This window comes from Rhodococcus sp. RCBS9 (genome assembly GCF_029457415.1).
In the GTDB taxonomy this organism is placed as follows: domain Bacteria; phylum Actinomycetota; class Actinomycetes; order Mycobacteriales; family Mycobacteriaceae; genus Rhodococcus_F; species Rhodococcus_F qingshengii.
On record NZ_CP120422.1, the window covers coordinates 137327 to 154927 of the forward strand.

Sequence of the window (17601 nt, forward strand, 5' to 3'; positions counted from 1 at the left end):
CGCGCCTAGATTTGCCGGACTTTACGCAAGCCTGGTGATCTCCACAACAACTTCGAGATCTGTGGAGCGTCCACCGGAAAAGATTCCCTTCAATGGCGGCACATCCGAATAGTCCCTTCCTATTCCGACCGAGACATGCTGTTCATTCACAGCTATCGCATTGGTCGGGTCGTATCCCCACCACGCGCCGGTCCACGCTTCGATCCACGCGTGCGATTCGCCGACCACCGTGTCCCCGACTGCCGCATCACGTTTGGGGTGGAGATAGCCGGAAACGTATCGACACGGTATTCCCATCGTTCGAAGCAATACCAAGGTCAGATGCGCATAGTCCTGGCAGACGCCTTTCCGTGCCGACCACGCCTCGACCGCCGACGTATGCACTCCGGTCGTACCCGGAACATATGACATTTCGCCGTAAACCCATTGCGACGCAGCCACTACTGCATCTTCAGGTGATTTATCTTTGCGCAATTCCTTGGCAATTGTCGCCAGCTTACGATCACGCGGAACATATCTCGTGAAACTCAGTTGTTCGTTGAATCGATCTTTAATCGCGTTTCCCGACAATTCATCCCAGTCGACGGTTTCCTCGGGCTGAACGAACGGTTCCGTCTCGACCACCGACAGTCCGGTCACTTCGAGTTCCGTATGCGGGGCGTGCAAGTCGAAGGCGGTCACCGCGGTGCCCCAGTAATCGGTGTATCGGTAGGAACGCGTTGCCGGCTGGGTTTCGACGCGCGTGAGTATCACCGTCTGCCTGGTGTCGCCGCGAGGTGTCAATCGCGCTTCGTTGTACGACGACGTCACCGGGGCGTCGTACGCATATCCCGTGGTGTGCACGACCCTCATCCGCCAGCTCACAGCTCTCCCTCCACCGTCGACTCCGCATACGCGGCGCCGGCATCCGTCCACGCGACCCACGGCGCAGCGTGGAAGTACTGCAATGCAATTGCCTCACCCAGTTCGCGGCAGGTCTCCTGCCAACCGAGCAACCGTCCCTGCAGATCCTCGAGCAACACGCCCTGCGGCAGGAACTCGAGTTCGCTGCGTGCGCGGCCCAGAAGCCGCGGCGCCTCCGCCCGGATTCCGACGCGACTGCCCGGCTGCGGGTCGAGCTCCTGCAGGCACTTCTCGGCCTGCCTGATCGAGTGGAACACCGAGCGCGGAAAGAGCCTGTCCAACAAGATGAACTCGACGACGCGATTGGCGTCGAGTGCTCCGCGATACGTACGCAGATACGTGTCATGTGCGCCCGCCGAGCGAAGAACGCTGACCCATGCCGGCGACGACGGGCGGTCACCGGCGCGCGCCAGAAGCATCCGCACGATCATGTCGACACGTTCGATCGACCTGCCCAGCAGAAGGAACCGATAGCCGTCGTCGCGACTGAGCGTGGAATCCGCCAGGCCCGCGAACATCGCTGCGCGTTCCTCCACATAGCGGAAGAACTCGTGTGGCCCCAGCCTGCGTGAGGCACGTTCACGCTCGGCCAGTCCGTTGTACGTGGTGTTCAGGCACTCCCACATCTCACTCGACGTGACCTCACGCGCCCCGCGAGCATTCTCACGTGCACTTGCCAGCGAGTCCACGATCGAACCAACCTGGTTGCGGCTGAACGCAACCAGATCGGTGAGCGAGCGCACGTCGAGCTTGCCCTCCGGCGCCTCGATGCCGAGGACACGCAGGAGCAGACGCGACGTTCGGTCCGGGTCGACGGTGGCGTCGTCGAGCAATTGATGGACGGCGACGTCGAGGATCCGAGCAGTGTCGTCGGCGCGCTCGACGTAGCGGCCGATCCAGTAGAGGGACTCTGCGTTGCGAGCAAGCATCGGTCACCACGCTCCGTTCACTGATAGTTCTTGGTAGCTGGGCACTTCCGAGGTGTTCACTGTTGCTGCTGCTGTTGTTGCTGCGAGGTACTCAGTTCGGGACCCTGCACCGGCTCCGCGGATTCCGGGGGCTCGGACACCAGTTCCTCGCCTGACAACTCTGGGTCTTCGTCAGAGGTGCGACTCGCAAGCACCCACGTGTCCTTGCTTCCGCCGCCCTGGCTGGAGTTGACCACCAGCGAACCTTCCGGAAGTGCCACCCGGGTCAGGCCGCCGGGCAACACCCACACGTCCTCACCGTCGTTGACGGCAAAGGGCCGCAAGTCCACGTGGCGCGGCGAGAGAACATCGTCGATCTTGGTCGGCACCGTGGACAACTGCACGAGTGGCTGCGCAATCCACCCGCGCGGGTCTGCCTTGATCTTGCGGGTGATCGCGGCCAGTTCCTTGGGGCTCGCGTCGGGTCCGAAGACGATTCCGTAGCCGCCGGACCCTTCCACCGGCTTGATCACCAGTTCGGCGACGCGGTCGAGGACTTGCTCGCACTCCTCGTCCAACCAACAGCGGAACGTGTCGACGTTCTGCAAGAGCGGCTTCTCACCGAGGTAGTAGTCGATGATCTGCGGAACGTAGGTATAGACGAGTTTGTCGTCACCGACTCCGTTGCCGACGGCGCTCGAGATCACCACGTTGCCCGCCCGCGCCGCATTCAGTAGGCCTGCGACGCCGAGAATCGAATCCGGACGGAAGTGCATCGGGTCGAGATACTCGTCGTCGATGCGGCGATAGATTACGTCGACCTGGCGCTCGCCTTCCGTCGTGCGCATATACACCATGTTGTCGCGGCAGAACAGGTCGCGACCTTCGACGAGTTCCACACCCATCTGACGAGCGAGCAACGAATGCTCGAAATAGGCGGAATTGGCGATACCCGGTGTGAGAACAACCACTGTCGGGTCCGCTTCGTTGAGTGCAGCACCCGCACGCAGCGCCCTCAGCAGGTGTGTTGCGTAATCACCGACCGCCCGCACCTTGTGGGACATGAACAGATCCGGGAACACCCGAGTCATGGTGCGACGGTTTTCCATCACATAGGAGACACCGGACGGAGATCGCAGATTGTCCTCGAGAACTCGGAACTCTCCAGCCTCGTCTCGGACCAGGTCGATACCCGCGACGTGAATTCGCACACCGTTGGGCGGCACGATGCCTGCCGCTTCACGGTGGAAGTGCTCGCACGAGGTGACCAGGCGGCGCGGCAACACGTGATCGCGCAGAATTCGCTGCTCGCCGTAGATGTCCGCGAGAAACAACTCGAGCGCCTTCACCCGCTGTTTGATGCCCTTTTCCAGCCGCGACCACTCCTGGGCGGCGATGACGCGTGGCACCAGATCCAACGGGAAGGGTCGTTCCTGACCGGACAGCGAGAACGTCACACCTTGGTCGATGAATGCGCGTCCGAGTGCGTCGGCACGCGCGGCGAGGTCGGCGCTGCTCGTCGGCGCCAGGGCTTTGTACACACCCTTGTACGGACCACGCACCGAGCCGTCGGGCTCGAACATCTCGTCGAAAGCCAACTCGTAGCGACCGATGTCTGAATATCCGTCGAACACTGCGGCAGGACGCGCTCGGGTGGTGATCGAACCTGTTTTACTCGAACTTTTCGAAGGCGGCGGCGTCATAGGGCAACATGCTGCTACAAGTGGGGCTATTCGGCAGCGCGGCGAGAAATCGGGCGCTCGGTGTACCCTTCTCGACAGACGCAACGTGCGACGGTTTGGGTTCTTGGGCCCTCGGCTGGTAATCTTGCCAGTCGGTGCATCAGTGCGCCCACAGCTTTCTCGACCGTAACCAGCTAAAGACGACAAGGATTTTACGCGTGGCCAACATCAAGTCCCAGGTGAAGCGAATCCGTACCAACGAGGCGGCCCGACTCCGTAACCAGTCGGTGAAGTCCTCGCTGCGTACCGCGATCCGTTCATTCCGCGAGGCTGCGGCAGCCGGTGACAAGGACAAGGCCAACGAGCTCCTCGTCTCCACCAGCCGCAAGCTCGACAAGGCAGCCAGCAAGGGCGTCATTCACGCCAACCAGGCTGCCAACAAGAAGTCTGCACTCTCGCAGGCTGCCAACAAGCTCTGACGTTTCCACTGTGACGGTTCGCCGTCACACTGGTTCGTCTCGATAGCCGCCAGGTCGAAAGACCAGGCGGCTATTTTGCGTATTCAATCGGGTCAGTGCGAAGACCCGCCATCCATGTCTTGCAGCGAATATGTGGAGCGGGCTGCAACCATCTGATGATGGCGATCAACGGGCACGGGAAGCGCCCTCGCAGCTGGTTGTTCACGACTGTCTTCTGGGCGGTCGTCGCTTTCGGCGTAGTGGCCGCCCTGGGAATCCCTCGTTGGTGGGAATCATTGACGGTTGCAGTCGTCGGAGGTGCCGCAAGCTACGGATGGTGTAAGCGCAGGCAACGTAGCGAATTCCGGATCTTCTTCGGCGTGATGTGTTCACTCGTTGCGATTCTGGCGTTTCTCGCCGTTGGACGAGCGCTACTCACCACCGTGAAGGTGCCGGTGGACAGCATCGGCCAAGAAACCATTGTCTGCGGCAGTGTGGTGAATCCGGTGTCGCACGACTCACTACGGGTGACCGACATCAGAACAGGTGAACCAACGACACGGCCTCAGGCCATTCCGCATACTCAGTTGGAGCAAGCCTGCGTGAAACGCCTCGACTACCGGGCGGGTGAGGCCACGGCCGCCACTGTCGTCGGACTGCTTCTGGCCGGACGCGCAGTAGGCCACGTTGTACTCAGTTCTTCCGCAACGCGCACACTTTCCGCACTGCCATCTCCAGGGCGAAGGACGAGTCGACTGCGGCACCCTTCACGTCGGCATTGAGGGCGGCGACGATCTGCATCGCAGCGCCGATCGACGTGGGATCCCAGCCGCCGACCTCCTTGATCGCCTTCTTGACCTTCCACGGCGGCATTCCGAGATCCGACGCCAACCGGAACGGGTCACCGCCCCGTGCAAACGGGCCGACCTTCGCGATGGTGTGGACTGCGTCAGCGAGGGCATCCGCGAGCAGAACATGGGCTGTCCCGATCTGATCTGCCCATCGGAGCGCCTCGAGCGCACCCCGGGTATCGCCGACGATGACTTTGTCGGCCACGTCGAATCCGGAAACCTCGGCCTTGCCCGAGTAATACTTGTGGACCGCATCGACGTCGATCTTGCCGCCCGTATCTGCCGCCAATTGCGAGCAGGCCGACGCTAGTTCGCGGAGGTTGGAGCCGACGCTTTCGATCATCGCGGCGATCGCATCTGGCGCAACCCTGACGTCTGCGGTCCGGAACTCACCCCGGACGAAGTCGACAAGCTGACTCTTGTTCAGTTTTCCGCAGTTGTGAACCGTCGCGCCGAGCTTCTCGAGGGCCGGCGCCAACGCTTTCGCGCGACCGCCGCCCGAGTGCACGACGATCAGAACCACACCTTCTGCCGGCTCGCGTGCAGCCTCCAGGACAAGCGCTACGGCATCTTTGCCTGCTTCTGCAGCCGATTCCAAGACGATCACACGGTCTTCGGCAAAAAGAGAAGGGCTGAGCAACTCGGCCAACTCGGGAGCATTGGTGTCGCCCGCACGCATCTTGGTCACCGGGAGATCCGAAATACCCTGGCCGCGGTCACCGCGGACAGCTCTGATGAGCTGCGATACCGTGCGGTCGATCAGGAACTCGTCGTCCCCGAGAACAAGATGCAGCGGATCGACTCCAGACGGATTACTCACCCGAAGATGGTCCCACGAGGAACCGACACGATCGACACAGACCCGCCGCCCCCGCCGTACACAGCGACGGTGCCGTCGACGTCGGTCCGAACCACCGCCCCGCCCAATGAATCCAGTTCATCGAGAACCTCCGCATTCGGGTGCCCGAAACTGTTGCCGACGCCGACGCTGATCATCGTCAACCTCGGACGCACCGCTTCCAGAAATGCCGACGACGTGGTCCGAGAACCGTGATGGGGCAGCTTCAACACATCGGCCTTCACATCCGTACCCGATCGGAGGATGGCCTCCTCCCCCGCAACTTCGGCGTCGCCCGTCAACAGAATTCGACCCGCGCCCGTGTGCGCCATCACCACCAGCGACTGATCGTTCGCGGCGTCCGCGCCGTCCCCCGTATCGCGGGGAGCCGGAAGCAACGGTCCGAGAACCTCCACGTTCACCGATCCCAGCGTCAACTCCATACCTGCGAGCAACGAGACAACCGGAACGGCCTGCGAGTCGGCGGCATCCTTCACCGCTCGAAAACCTGACTCCGGCAACAACATCGACCCGACTCCGACCGCAGCGACCGAACGCCCACTCAGGACTGCTTCCAATCCACCGATGTGATCGGCATGAAAATGACTGATCATCAGCAACGCGATGTCGTTGACGTCCAACATGTTCAGGCAACGATCCATCGACGTGGGATCAGGACCGACATCGATCACGATCACCCTGCCGTCTCCAGTCGAGAGCACAAGACCGTCCCCCTGACCGACGTCGCACATCACCAGTGCCCACCCCGGAGCAATACGGCCACCCCCGAACACGTGCTGAAAGATCAGGGCCAGAACAACTCCCAGAACGAGAACGCCGAGCACCCGTCTCGAAATCCGATTCCACAGCGTCAGGGCCGTCGCCAGTAGGACTCCCACGACGACGAGGGCACCGATGAGTCCTGACGGCACTACCACCGACGCTCCGGGAAGCGCCGCCGCCCGCTCGGACACGCACAGCAGCCACCCCATCGGCGGCCGCACCAATGGCGCGACGAACACCGCGATCGGTGGACAGATCAGCGCACACAAGGCAATCACCGCGCCGAACACCGTGATGATTCCGATCACCGGCGCCACCGCCATGTTCGCGGCAATCGTGACCACGCTGAAGGTTCCCGCCATCGCGCCCACCAACGGTGCAGTCACGACAAACGCAGCACCCGAGACAGCTGTCATCTCCGAAAACCAACGGGGCCAGCCTCTTCGGCGAAGCACGTCCACCCACACCGGAGCAATGATCACCAGCGCGCCCGTCGCAGTAGTCGACAGCGCAAATCCCCAGTCGACGGCCAGCTCGGGCCTCACGACTACCAGAACGATGACGGCGGCGGCAAGCGCAGGCAGCGCCTGTTTGCGCCGACCAGTGACCAGACTGAGCAGGCCTACCAAGCCCATCACCGACGCGCGTAGAACACTCGGCGACGGCCTCGCGACGACAACAAAGGCAACGAGGGCTACCACCGCCAAAGCGGCGCCGACCCGTGGACTGAGCGCCGCGGCTCTGACCAACAGCAGAACGGCCCCGAGCAGAATGCTGATGTTGGCGCCGGACACCGCGGTGAGATGGGAAAGTCCGGCAACGGTGAAGTTGTCCTTCACCACCGGCGACAGCGCCGACGTGTCTCCGACGACGAGGCCAGGCAGCAGACCCGCCTGATCCGGCGGGAGTGCAGCCGAGCACGCAGCGGCGAAACGAATGCGCACCACACTTGCCCATCGCTGATACCAGGGCACTTCTCCCACCGCGACGGGAGGCCCTTCGGACATGATCACGGCGAGCGTGGAATCGCTACGCCATGGCTGACTCGCCCGGCCACGAACCGTGAGGCTCTGCCCTGGAACAACTTCGAGCCACGACGAACTGGGCGCCCGGATGGTGACCAAGCCGCCTCCGGAGTACCTGCGGTTCTGGGCAGTCACCGAATTGACGGTTGCCCTGAAGACGACCTGACCTTGACCCACCGCGCCGGAGACCGCGTGCGGATCCTCCGAGGGGTCCACTTCGACACTCACCCAAGCTCCCTCGAGAGAAGCTCGGGTCAGTGGGTGCCTCTCCGCCTCGGACGCCCGCCACCCGCCGACGGCACTACACCCGGCACCGAACAGCAATGCAACCAACATGATTCGTACCCACCCCGCTGATGTCCGGCGCACAACCACGTAAATGAGGAGCGCCGCTGGAACCGCACACGCCACCGCCAGTACCCACGCGGCGACCGGGCCGAACAGGATCCCCACCGCACTGCTCCCCCACACTGCGACGGCAGACGGAAGCAGTCGAGCGTCGAGGACCGGCGAGGCTTCCGGTTCGTTCACACCGACACCAGCACTCGCAATTTGGCCAACCTTGCCGGGCCGATCCCGTCGACTTCCCCCAATTGTTCTATGTCCGTGAATTTTCCGTTGGATGTGCGCCAGGAGATGATCGCCGCAGCCGTTACCGGCCCTACCCCGGGAAGCTCGTCCAGTTCGGCCTCGGTGGCGGTATTGAGGTTCACCAGCCCAGCCCCGCCGGATTCCCCCGTAGCTGCGGGGCTGGTCCCTCCTGCAGTGGTACTCGAAGAAACACCACCGGACTGATCGGCCGCACCAACCACGATCTGATCGCCGTCGACAAGTTTCTGAGCCAGATTCAGGCCCACCGTCTCCGCTCCGTCGAGCACGCCACCTGCCGCAGCAAGCGCGTCGGCGATGCGCGAGCCCGAATGAAGATTGACAAGCCCAGGCGTGCGCACGAGCCCGACGACACTGACCACCACAGCCTCGGGCGGCTGCTCTGCCACGACGCCGGTCGGTACAGGACTGGCTGATTCACCATCGCCGGCAGTCACATTCTTCTCCGTGACATTCTGGGGCGAGGGCAACGGTGGGACTGCCTGCATGCTCGGAGAATCCCACCACACGGCGAACAAGCCGATTCCCGTGGCCAGAACTGCAACGATCGCCAACACCCAGGTCGCCGACCGACTCGGGCGCCAACGTGTACCGCGCCAGTGTTCGGGCAATCGGTCGAACCGTGACGAGTCGGGCTGAGCGTCGTAGTCGTCCTCGTCGAAGTCCCGAAGCCACTCGGGGGACCTCTCGAAAGATCCTGAATCCTCGAATTCGTCGACGTCCTCGTGTCGCCGCCGGTAGTTGCCGTCCATCGCCGCGAGGCGATCACGCGCCCGCTCGCGCTCCTCGCTGATCCTCATGACTGGACGCTAACGAGAGACCTCGCCGCCAACGACGAACAATTTGTATCTGTGGAGAACTCGCGGATTGTGGAGAAACGATCAGGCGCTCGTGTCGATCTCCGGCAACGGGCACACCACAACACCGATCGCGCCGACACCGACGTGCGCTCCGATAACCGCACTGAAGTCGGTGACGACGGATTCCGCTACATCGGGAATGCGCTCGGCCAACTGTTCGGCTATCCCGTCCGCACGCTCTCGCGCGCGCATGTGATGCACGGCTATCGCCACACGACCGAGACCGGCGCGTTCGACTGCCGAATCCACCAACCGTGCAAGAGCTTTGGTGGTGGTACGTGTCTTCTCGCCGAGCACGAGCTTGCCGTCCACCAGATGCAGGATCGGCTTCATCGCCAATGCAGTGCCCAGCAGTGCGGCCGCGGTTCCGATTCGTCCTCCCCTACGCAATTGATCAAGTTTGTCGACGACGATGTAGCAGCGCCCACGGCTCGCTACGTCGACCGCCCGGCCGTACGCCTCTTCGAGTGAAGCGCCCTTCTCGGCCAAGCGTGCAGCTTCGAGAGCCGGATAGCCCAAACCCATACCGGCGGACTGTGAATCGACGATCCGGACGGCGCCACCGAATTCCTGGGCTGCGACTCGTCCGGCTTCCCACGTTCCCGACAGTTGACGTGAAATGTGAACGGCGAGAACGCCGTCACCGTCGCTCATGTCCAGGGCGCGGGCATACGCTTCGGACAACTCGGCGGGCGACGCTCCGGCCGTTGTCACTCCCGACAGGTCGCTCGGCATTGCGTCGACGCCCTCTCGCAAGTCGCACCCGTCACGGAGCACGTGGAGCGGAACAACCTGAATGCCACATGCGTCGGCCGACTCCTGCGGGATGCAGGCGGAGGAATCCGTGACGACGACGACCGGCATTCTGCTACCCGACTTCGCTCGGCGGTGAAACCAGTTCCGGCGAAACCACTTTCTGCGCCTCGACCCCGCGAATCGCAGCGATCATCGCGCGGGCTACGCCGAGGTGACCGTCCCAACCCCAGTGAATGCCGTCAGGATTGCCGTTCTCGGAAAAGACGTTGTCACGCACTGCATCTGCAAGGTCGACTACGGGAACGTCTTTCTCCGTAGCCCACTCGGTGATCGCGGACACGGCGGCCGGCCGGCCGGCATGCACGCTCGCGTAGGCATCGCTGCGATGCACTGACGGCAAGGTCGCGATCATCGGCAGTTCCGGCCGCATGTACTCCAACGCATTTCGCGAGCTTTCCAGATACTCGACGCTCAGCTTGGGCGGAAGTGCGACCGGGCGGCCGAGAGGTGCAAGCCGCGGCTGCAGCCACTGATAACCCTCGCGCACCACGCGTCGAAGCGCGGGTGGCCGAACGTAGCGGATGGTCTCGCGGAGCGCGGTAGGCAATGGGGACGGCAGCGAGTCCATCCCGCCGACCGCGAACACGACGGCGCCGGCCCGCGGCACCGCCGCCCACACACGAGGATCCTGAGTCAGTGCCCACCACGCGTCGCGACACGTCCATCCGATACGGGCGACCAACTCGACGTCCCAGCCGAGTTCGTCGGCCACGATGTTGGGCCAGATGCGTGGATGATCTGCCGCGAGGCCGCCTTTGGGGCCGAAATACGACAGCGAATCCGCGAGTACGAGGAGGACGGGGCGCTGCCCGTCGGCACTTTCAGAGGACGTCATTTGCGACACTCGCAGAAGCATTCCATACGTCGAGTCGCCACTCGATCGACTTGACGTCACCATGTCCACTGAGTTGCACCCAACTGGTGTTTCCCAATCCGCCGAGGACGGCCCAGCGATCGATGGGTAGGTCGAGCAATGCCGCTGTCAGTGCCGCGATCAAGCCTCCGTGCGCCACCAGAACCACGGGCCGCTCGGCCCAGTCCGGGTGCGTGTCGAGCAATTCGTGAACTACGGGGAGGCTGCGATTCGCGACGTCGATTCGGCTTTCGCCGCCGGGCGGCGCCAACGTGGCATCCGCTCGCCACGCAGATCGCACACCGGGAGTGCGCTCGTCGACGTCGTGATGAGTCAGGCCTTGCCATTCGCCCAGGTGTGTCTCACGCAGACGCGTGTCGGTGAGGACCGGCAGTCCGGCGGCGTCACCGACAGCGACGGCTGTGAAATACGCGCGACGCAGATCCGAGGACACGATCGTCAACGGCCTGCGATCGGCGATCACCGGACCTGCACTCTTGGCCTGCGTGCGTCCCAACTCCGACAGGTCGGTGTCGAGTTGCCCCTGCATCCGAGAGTCGGCGTTGTATTCGGTCTGTCCGTGACGCAGCAGGATGAGCCGGCGGACAGGGTTCGACGCCGCACTGGGCGCCGACGAAGTCACAGCGAGGGATCCTGCGCGTCCGGCTCGGAAACCGTGTCGGTCTCGAACACCGTGTTGGCGTCGGCGGGGCCGGGACGGTTCTGTCCGAGGCCTTCGACCTCGACCGTCGGGCAGTCCTTCCACAGACGATCGAGAGCGTAGAAGTTGCGCTCCTCGTCATGCTGGACGTGGACGACGATGTCGGCGTAGTCGAGCAGTGCCCAGCGGCCCTCGCGGGTGCCTTCACGGCGGACCGGCTTGTGTCCCGCTTCGCGGAGACGGTCTTCGATGTTCTCGACAATCGAGTTGACCTGACGCTCGTTCGTCGCAGATGCGATGACGAAGCAGTCCGTGATGACCAGCTGTTCGGACACATCGAGCACCACCACTTCGGTGGCCAGCTTCTCGTCGGCTGCCAAGGCCGCGATGCGTGCCATGTCGATGGCTTCGGTGTTTGCGCTCACTCGATGTTCTCCAGTTTCGTCTTCAGAAAGTACTTGTTGTTCTCGGCTAGCTCGATTCGGCGCCCGGGACGGCTTCCGACTTCCCCGGTGCGGGCTCCGACATCGTTGTAGCTCCGTCGCGGCGCTCCGCGTCGACAGGTCGATACAGGTTCCGCTTCGAGATGTACTGCACCACTCCGTCCGGCACCAGGTACCAGACGGGGCGGTCTTCACTCGCCCGACGCCGACATTCGGTCGACGAAATGGCAAGTGCCGGAATCTCTATCAACGTGACCGCGTCGGCGGGCATGGTGTCGAGGTGACCGGCCAGGTGCTCTGCATTGAGATCGAAACCCGGTCGCGATACCCCGACGAACTTCGCCAATGCGAACAACTCTTCCCAATCTTGCCAGGAAAGGATGCTGGCCAGCGCATCGGCACCGGTGATGAAGAAGAGTTCGGCGTCAGGGTGGTAGGCCCGGAGGTCTCGCAGCGTGTCCACGGTGTACGTCACTTTTTCACGGTCGACGTCGACCCGAGAGACGGAAAACCGCGGGTTGGAGGCGGTGGCGATGACCGTCATGAGGTACCGGTCCTCGGCAGGACTGACGCCCTTCCCCTGCTTCTGCCAGGGCCGCCCGGTGGGGACGAAGATCACTTCGTCGAGTCCGAACCGGTCGGCGACCTCACTGGCCGCAACGAGGTGGCCATGGTGAATGGGGTCGAAGGTGCCACCCATCACTCCTAGGCGTCGAGCACGTTCCACCGATAGTCCCTTCTGCACGAGTGTCGAGCTTACGGGTCAGACCGGCAGCAGACGGGACACGACGTCGGCAAGCTGCTGGGCCGAGCGGCACTCGTGCATGCTGATGACCTCGTTGTAGACCTTCGCCGCGGAGTCACCCGTTCCCCATTGCCCCTTCGGCTCGGGGTTGAGCCAGTGCGCGTGCTTGGCTACTGCCACCATCTGCGACAGCGACTGAAGGTTGGGATCGCGGTAGTTGTTGCGACCGTCGCCGAGTACCAGTAGCGACGTGCGACTGGTGATCGACTGCGCGAACTTCTCCTGGAACACTCCGAAGGCGTGTCCGTAGTCTGAGTGGCCGTCGTAGGTGATCAGTTCGGCCTCACGCACCATCCGTGACATCGCTGATCCGAGGTCTGCGTTCGAGTCGAAGAACCGCGTGACCTCGTCGGTCGTGTCGATGAACGCGAACACCCGCACGCGCGAGAACTGCTCACGCAAAGCGTTCACGAGCAGCAGAGTGAAATGGCTGAACCCCGCCACCGAGCCGGACACGTCGCACATCACCACAAGTTCGGGCCGCGCCCGCTTCGGCTTGCGCTGCACCAGATCGATCGGCACTCCGCCCGTCGACATGGACTTGCGCAACGTACGACGTAGGTCGATCGAACCCGCGCGAGATCGGCTACGACGCACGGCGAGACGACTGGCCAACAAGCGAGCCAGGGGTGCGACGTTCTTCTTCAGCGTGGTGAGTTCGGCATCGGACGCTCGCAAGAAGTCGACTTCCTCGGCGAGTTTCGGAACGCCGTACGTGGCGACCCGCTCCTTGCCCAAATTCTCGGCTGTGCGTCGACGCGTTTCCTTCTCGACCATCTTGCGGAAGTCCGCGATGCGCTGCGCTGCCGTGCGCTTGGCGACCTCGGACTGGTAGTCGGAGTTGTCCTTGCCCTCTGACCCGGAACCCTCCTGGTTGCCGAGCAGGCCCTGCAGGATCTTGTTGAGCAACGTCTCCGGGGCGACGTCACGCAGCGCCTGATAGGCGGAGAACGACGGGCCGTTGCTCGACTGGTACTGCCCGAGTTCCTCGACCATCGCGGCGGTCAGGAGTTCGGTCATCTCCATCGCCTCGTCACTGCCGTCTGTCAGCAGTTCGGCGATCAGCTCACGCAATGCCTGCAGGTCGATCGAGCCGTCTGGCTTGCGCGGCAGTGTGACGTCGACGTCGCCGACCGCACGGTCACCGATCGCCTTGGGGAACCACAGGTCGAAGACGGCGTCGAACGTCGCCCGGTGGGTCGGCCTGCGCAGGAGCGAGCATGCCAGCCCTTCACGAAGCGCTTCACGATCGAGCAGGTCGAGAACAGACATGACCTGACCGGCGTCGACTGTCTCGGACGGGCCGACCATGATTCCGCGTCGTCGCAAAGCCTCGACAAAATCGACGAGGTGACCGGGAATCCCGTGCGGCGCTGCCAGGCCGCCAGGTGAGAGCGGCGACGTCGATGCTGCGGGAGCCATGTCAGACCTCAGTTCAGCCGAAGTTCAGCGGCGGCACGCACCTGGTCCGACTGGTGCTTGAGGATCACGCCGAGCGTGGCGCGAACGGCATCGTCGTCGAGAGTGTCCATGCCCAGAGCAAGAAGGGTGCGTCCCCAGTCGATGGTCTCGGATACCGAAGGGACCTTCTTGAGCTGCATTCCGCGAAGAACACGAATGGTGTTGACCAGCTGCTCGGCAATCGCTTCAGGAAGCTCCGGCACGCGGCTTGCGAGGATGCGACGCTCGAGGTCGGCGTCCGGGAAGTCGAGATGCAGGAAGAGGCAACGACGCTTCAGAGCCTCCGAGAGTTCGCGAGTGGCATTCGAGGTCAACACCGTGAACGGCTTGCGGGTGGCGGTAATGGTTCCGAGCTCGGGGATCGTGACCGCGAAGTCGCTGAGCACTTCGAGGAGCAGACCTTCGATCTCGACGTCGGCCTTGTCCGTCTCGTCGATCAACAGCACCGTCGGGTCCTCGCGGCGAATGGCCTTGAGCAGTGGACGAGCGAGCAGGAACTCCTCCGAGAACACATCCGCCTTCGTCGAATCCCAGCTGTGGTCGACCGCGACATCACCCCTCGCTCCGCCCGACTGAATCCGAAGAATCTGCTTCGCGTGGTTCCACTCGTACAGCGCACGAGCCTCGTCGACGCCCTCGTAGCACTGCAGACGCACCAGTTCTGCGCCCGTGGTCTGGGCGACTGCGCGGGCGAGTTCCGTCTTTCCGACACCGGCCGGGCCCTCGATGAGCAGCGGCTTGCCCAGACGATCGGCCAGGAAGACTGCCGTCGCGGTGGCCTTGTCGGACAGATAGCCGGTTTCGGCCAGCCGTTCGATCACGTCGTCGACGGTCGAGAAGAACGGCGTCGTGTCGGGAAGTGCTCGGTCCACGGTTAACTCCTTGAGAGGTGGGGCAAGTCTGGTGAACTTTTCAGGCGGGTCGGGTATGCCCGTCGCCCCAGACGATCCACTTGGTGGACGTCAGTTCCGGTAGCCCCATGGGGCCACGCGCGTGCAGTTTCTGGGTGGAGATGCCGATCTCGGCGCCGAACCCGAACTGCTCACCGTCGGTGAAGGCAGTCGACGCATTGACCATCACTGCCGCAGCGTCGACTCGAGCGGTGAACTCGCGGGCAGCCGAGAGATCGGACGTCACGATGGCTTCGGTGTGGCCGGTCCCGTACTGGTCGATGTGCTCGACGGCAGCGTCCAGGTCCTTGACGACCTTGAGGGCGACGTCGAGGGTGAGGTATTCCTTCGACCAGTCGTCCTCGGTCGCGGGAACCAGTCCCGGCAGATCACCGTGCACGACGACGTCGTGCATCTGGAGCGCTTGGAGCAGCTTCGGCACGGCAGTCTCGGCGATCGCAGCGTCGACCAGGACGGTTTCGGCTGTATTGCAGACACTGGGCCGACGGGTTTTGGAGTTGAGAAGAATCTTCTCGGCCATCAGTAGATCGGCGGCCGAGTGAACATAGACGTGGCAGTTACCGACACCGGTCTCGATGGTGGGCACGGTGGCATCACGCACGACGGCGCTGATCAAGCCGGCACCGCCGCGCGGGATGACGACGTCGACGAGGCCGCGGGCCTGGATGAGGTGCGTGACCGTCGAACGATCCGCACTCGGCAGAAGTTGAACGGAGTCCTCGGGGAGCCCCTGAGCAACCAACGACGCGCGTAGCGCCTCCACCAACGCTTCGTTGGACTTGACTGCCGAGGACGAACCACGAAGCAGCGCAGCATTTCCCGACTTGAGAGTCAGCCCGAAAGCGTCGACGGTAACATTGGGGCGAGCCTCGTAGACCATGCCGACGACACCGAGCGGAACGCGCTGCTGACGTAGTTCCAAACCGTTCGGCAGAGTGGATCCACGAAGCACTTCACCGATCGGATCGGGTAGTCCGGCAACCTGACGCAAACCCGACGCGATGCCCTCGATCCGGTCAGCGGTCAGACGAAGACGGTCGAGCAGCGATTCCTCGGTGCCGCCCGCCTTCGCGGTGTCGATATCGAGAGCGTTGGCCGCGAGAATCCGATCACTTGCCGCGAGTACCGCGTCGGCTGCGGCGTTGAGCGCAGCATCCTTCTGCGCGGTGGTCAGCAGAGCCAGGACGCGCGAAGCCTTACGGGCTCGGCGTGCGGCGTCGTGCACGACGGACTTGGTGTCGGACGCGTTCGAGTCGACGGTTTCTGCGTTGGAAGTCACAGCGGTCATGAATACACATTAACCACCCACCGTGACGGCCTGCTCGGCGGAACGAGGCTGTGACCACCCGGGACCATTCCGGCGGACCGCCTGCGAACATTTAGGCGGACCGCCTGCGAACATTTCGGCGGACCGCCTGCGAACATTTCGGCGGACCGCCGGGGAACAATTCCGGCGCGCGACACTGTTGCACCCACCGACCTTCTTCTTCGAGTCAGGAGCCATCCGTGAGTGTGTTGTTCGAGCCTTTGACCCTGCGCGGCGTCACCATCCCGAACCGCGTCTGGATGGCACCGATGTGCCAGTACTCCGCTGACGTCATCGGCGACCAGGTCGGAGTGCCCAACGAGTGGCATCGCACGCATCTGGTGAGCCGTGCAATCGGCGGCACCGGCCTGATTCTCACCGAGGCGACGGCCGTCAATCCCGAAGGCCGCATATCGGCAGCTGATCTGGGGATCTGGAACGACACGCAGGCGCAAGCCTTCGCCGAGATCAACGCGCAACTCGCGTACTTCGGCGCAGTGCCCGGAATTCAGCTGGCCCACGCCGGACGCAAAGCGTCGACGCAGGTTCCGTGGCGCGGCGGCAAGAGTCTGCCCGCCGACGACCGACTCTCGTGGCAGACGGTTGCCCCGAGCGCGGTTCCGTTCGGTCACCTTGCCGATCCGGTCGAGCTCACCACGGAGGGCATCGAGAAGGTCGTCGCGGACTTCGCAGCGGCGGCTACCCGCGCATTGAAGGCCGAATTCAAGGTCGTGGAGATTCACGCGGCCCACGGATACCTGATCCATCAGTTCCTCTCCCCCGAGAGCAACAAGCGAACGGACCGCTACGGAGGCAGCTTCGAGAACCGCATCCGATTGCTCCTCGAAATCCTGAGCGCAGTCCGCGAGGTGTGGCCGGCCGAGCTACCGCTCTTCGTCCGGGTCTCGGCGACCGATTGGCTCACGGAAGAACGTGGGCTCGAGGTCGACAGCTGGACCGCGGATCAGACCGTTGCCCTCGCCAGCATCCTCTCCGACTACGGCGTCGATCTCGTCGACGTGTCCACCGGCGGTAATTCACCGGCAGCCAAGATTCCGGTGGAGCCGGGATACCAGGTTCCGTTCGCCCGTCGCCTGCAGAACGAGAGCCTGCTACCGGCCGCCGCCGTCGGCCTCATCACCGAACCCGAGCAGGCCGAGAAGATCGTCGAAGACGGAAGCTCAGTGGCGGTGCTCCTCGGCCGCGAACTGTTGCGAGATCCCTACTGGGCGCGCCGGGCGGCCCGGGAACTGAACGCCGAGGTAGGACCGCATATCCCGTCGCAGTACGCCCGCGCCTTCTAGCCCGAAAATCGGCTCCCGCGCACAACTTTGATAGCGTAAGCGTCTTACTTGCCGGTAGTCCGGAGCCCTGAGGGCTCCGGACACTGCCGCGGGCCAGAGCCGTGCGACGGGGGTCGCAACGAGC

General features: G+C 63.5%; 16 protein-coding genes. 2 read left to right on the forward strand and 14 right to left on the reverse strand.

Going from position 1 to position 17601, the window contains the following annotated elements; all coding sequences use genetic code 11:
* Positions 1-21 precede the first annotated feature (21 nt).
* From P0M12_RS00770 to P0M12_RS00780, 3 genes are read right to left on the reverse strand one after another with little or no spacing between them, the layout of a single operon-like run.
* On the reverse strand, positions 22-852 hold the full coding sequence (locus P0M12_RS00770; protein WP_007731033.1) for a transglutaminase family protein: 831 nt from the start codon (positions 850-852) through the stop codon (positions 22-24).
* Between the two features lie 8 nt (positions 853-860).
* Complete coding sequence (locus P0M12_RS00775; protein WP_003944483.1) at positions 861-1832, reverse strand: alpha-E domain-containing protein; 972 nt, start codon at positions 1830-1832, stop codon at positions 861-863.
* 56 nt (positions 1833-1888) lie between these two features.
* Positions 1889-3514 carry a circularly permuted type 2 ATP-grasp protein gene (locus P0M12_RS00780; RefSeq protein WP_277377359.1) on the reverse strand — a complete coding sequence of 542 codons (1626 nt, stop codon included), beginning with the start codon at positions 3512-3514 and terminating at the stop codon, positions 1889-1891.
* Positions 3515-3711: 197 nt separating this feature from the next.
* Here P0M12_RS00780 and rpsT point away from each other — a divergent pair, with 197 nt between their 5' ends.
* A complete protein-coding gene (rpsT, locus tag P0M12_RS00785) occupies positions 3712-3972 on the forward strand; it encodes a 30S ribosomal protein S20 (protein ID WP_003944567.1) in 261 nt (86 codons plus the stop codon).
* Positions 3973-4644: 672 nt separating this feature from the next.
* Here the strand turns inward: rpsT and holA are convergent.
* The 11 genes from holA to P0M12_RS00840 form a co-directional block, all read right to left on the reverse strand.
* Positions 4645-5622 carry a DNA polymerase III subunit delta gene (holA, locus tag P0M12_RS00790; RefSeq protein WP_003944476.1) on the reverse strand — a complete coding sequence of 326 codons (978 nt, stop codon included), beginning with the start codon at positions 5620-5622 and terminating at the stop codon, positions 4645-4647.
* The gene (locus P0M12_RS00795) at positions 5619-7979 is read right to left on the reverse strand and encodes a ComEC/Rec2 family competence protein (protein WP_277377360.1); all 2361 of its coding nucleotides are present in this window, start codon (positions 7977-7979) and stop codon (positions 5619-5621) included. Before P0M12_RS00795 ends, holA begins: the two co-directional genes overlap by 4 nt.
* Positions 7976-8857, reverse strand: coding sequence for a ComEA family DNA-binding protein (locus P0M12_RS00800; RefSeq protein ID WP_054187681.1), 882 nt, complete (start codon positions 8855-8857; stop codon positions 7976-7978). Before P0M12_RS00800 ends, P0M12_RS00795 begins: the two co-directional genes overlap by 4 nt.
* A gap of 81 nt (positions 8858-8938) precedes the next feature.
* Positions 8939-9781, reverse strand: a complete 843-nt coding sequence (locus P0M12_RS00805; protein ID WP_003944515.1) for a DegV family protein — start codon at positions 9779-9781, stop codon at positions 8939-8941.
* A 4-nt stretch (positions 9782-9785) separates the two neighbouring features.
* Positions 9786-10568 (reverse strand): diglucosylglycerate octanoyltransferase, encoded by a 783-nt coding sequence (gene octT / locus P0M12_RS00810; protein ID WP_277377361.1) that lies wholly within the window; start codon positions 10566-10568, stop codon positions 9786-9788.
* The gene (locus tag P0M12_RS00815; RefSeq protein WP_058039398.1) at positions 10555-11229 is read right to left on the reverse strand and encodes a histidine phosphatase family protein; all 675 of its coding nucleotides are present in this window, start codon (positions 11227-11229) and stop codon (positions 10555-10557) included. Before P0M12_RS00815 ends, octT begins: the two co-directional genes overlap by 14 nt.
* On the reverse strand, positions 11226-11672 hold the full coding sequence (gene rsfS, locus P0M12_RS00820; RefSeq protein ID WP_003944502.1) for a ribosome silencing factor: 447 nt from the start codon (positions 11670-11672) through the stop codon (positions 11226-11228). The genes P0M12_RS00815 and rsfS overlap by 4 nt, the downstream gene beginning before the upstream one ends.
* Positions 11673-11718: 46 nt before the next feature.
* Complete coding sequence (gene nadD, locus P0M12_RS00825; RefSeq protein ID WP_003944462.1) at positions 11719-12435, reverse strand: nicotinate-nucleotide adenylyltransferase; 717 nt, start codon at positions 12433-12435, stop codon at positions 11719-11721.
* An 18-nt stretch (positions 12436-12453) separates the two neighbouring features.
* Positions 12454-13917, reverse strand: a complete 1464-nt coding sequence (locus tag P0M12_RS00830; RefSeq protein WP_007731020.1) for a VWA domain-containing protein — start codon at positions 13915-13917, stop codon at positions 12454-12456.
* An 8-nt stretch (positions 13918-13925) separates the two neighbouring features.
* Positions 13926-14828: a MoxR family ATPase gene (locus P0M12_RS00835; protein WP_054187683.1), complete on the reverse strand. Its 903-nt coding sequence runs from the start codon at positions 14826-14828 to the stop codon at positions 13926-13928.
* 40 nt (positions 14829-14868) lie between these two features.
* Positions 14869-16155 (reverse strand): glutamate-5-semialdehyde dehydrogenase, encoded by a 1287-nt coding sequence (locus P0M12_RS00840; RefSeq protein WP_007731018.1) that lies wholly within the window; start codon positions 16153-16155, stop codon positions 14869-14871.
* 218 nt (positions 16156-16373) lie between these two features.
* Here P0M12_RS00840 and P0M12_RS00845 point away from each other — a divergent pair, with 218 nt between their 5' ends.
* Positions 16374-17477 carry an NADH:flavin oxidoreductase/NADH oxidase gene (locus P0M12_RS00845; protein WP_277377362.1) on the forward strand — a complete coding sequence of 368 codons (1104 nt, stop codon included), beginning with the start codon at positions 16374-16376 and terminating at the stop codon, positions 17475-17477.
* Positions 17478-17601 lie beyond the last annotated feature (124 nt).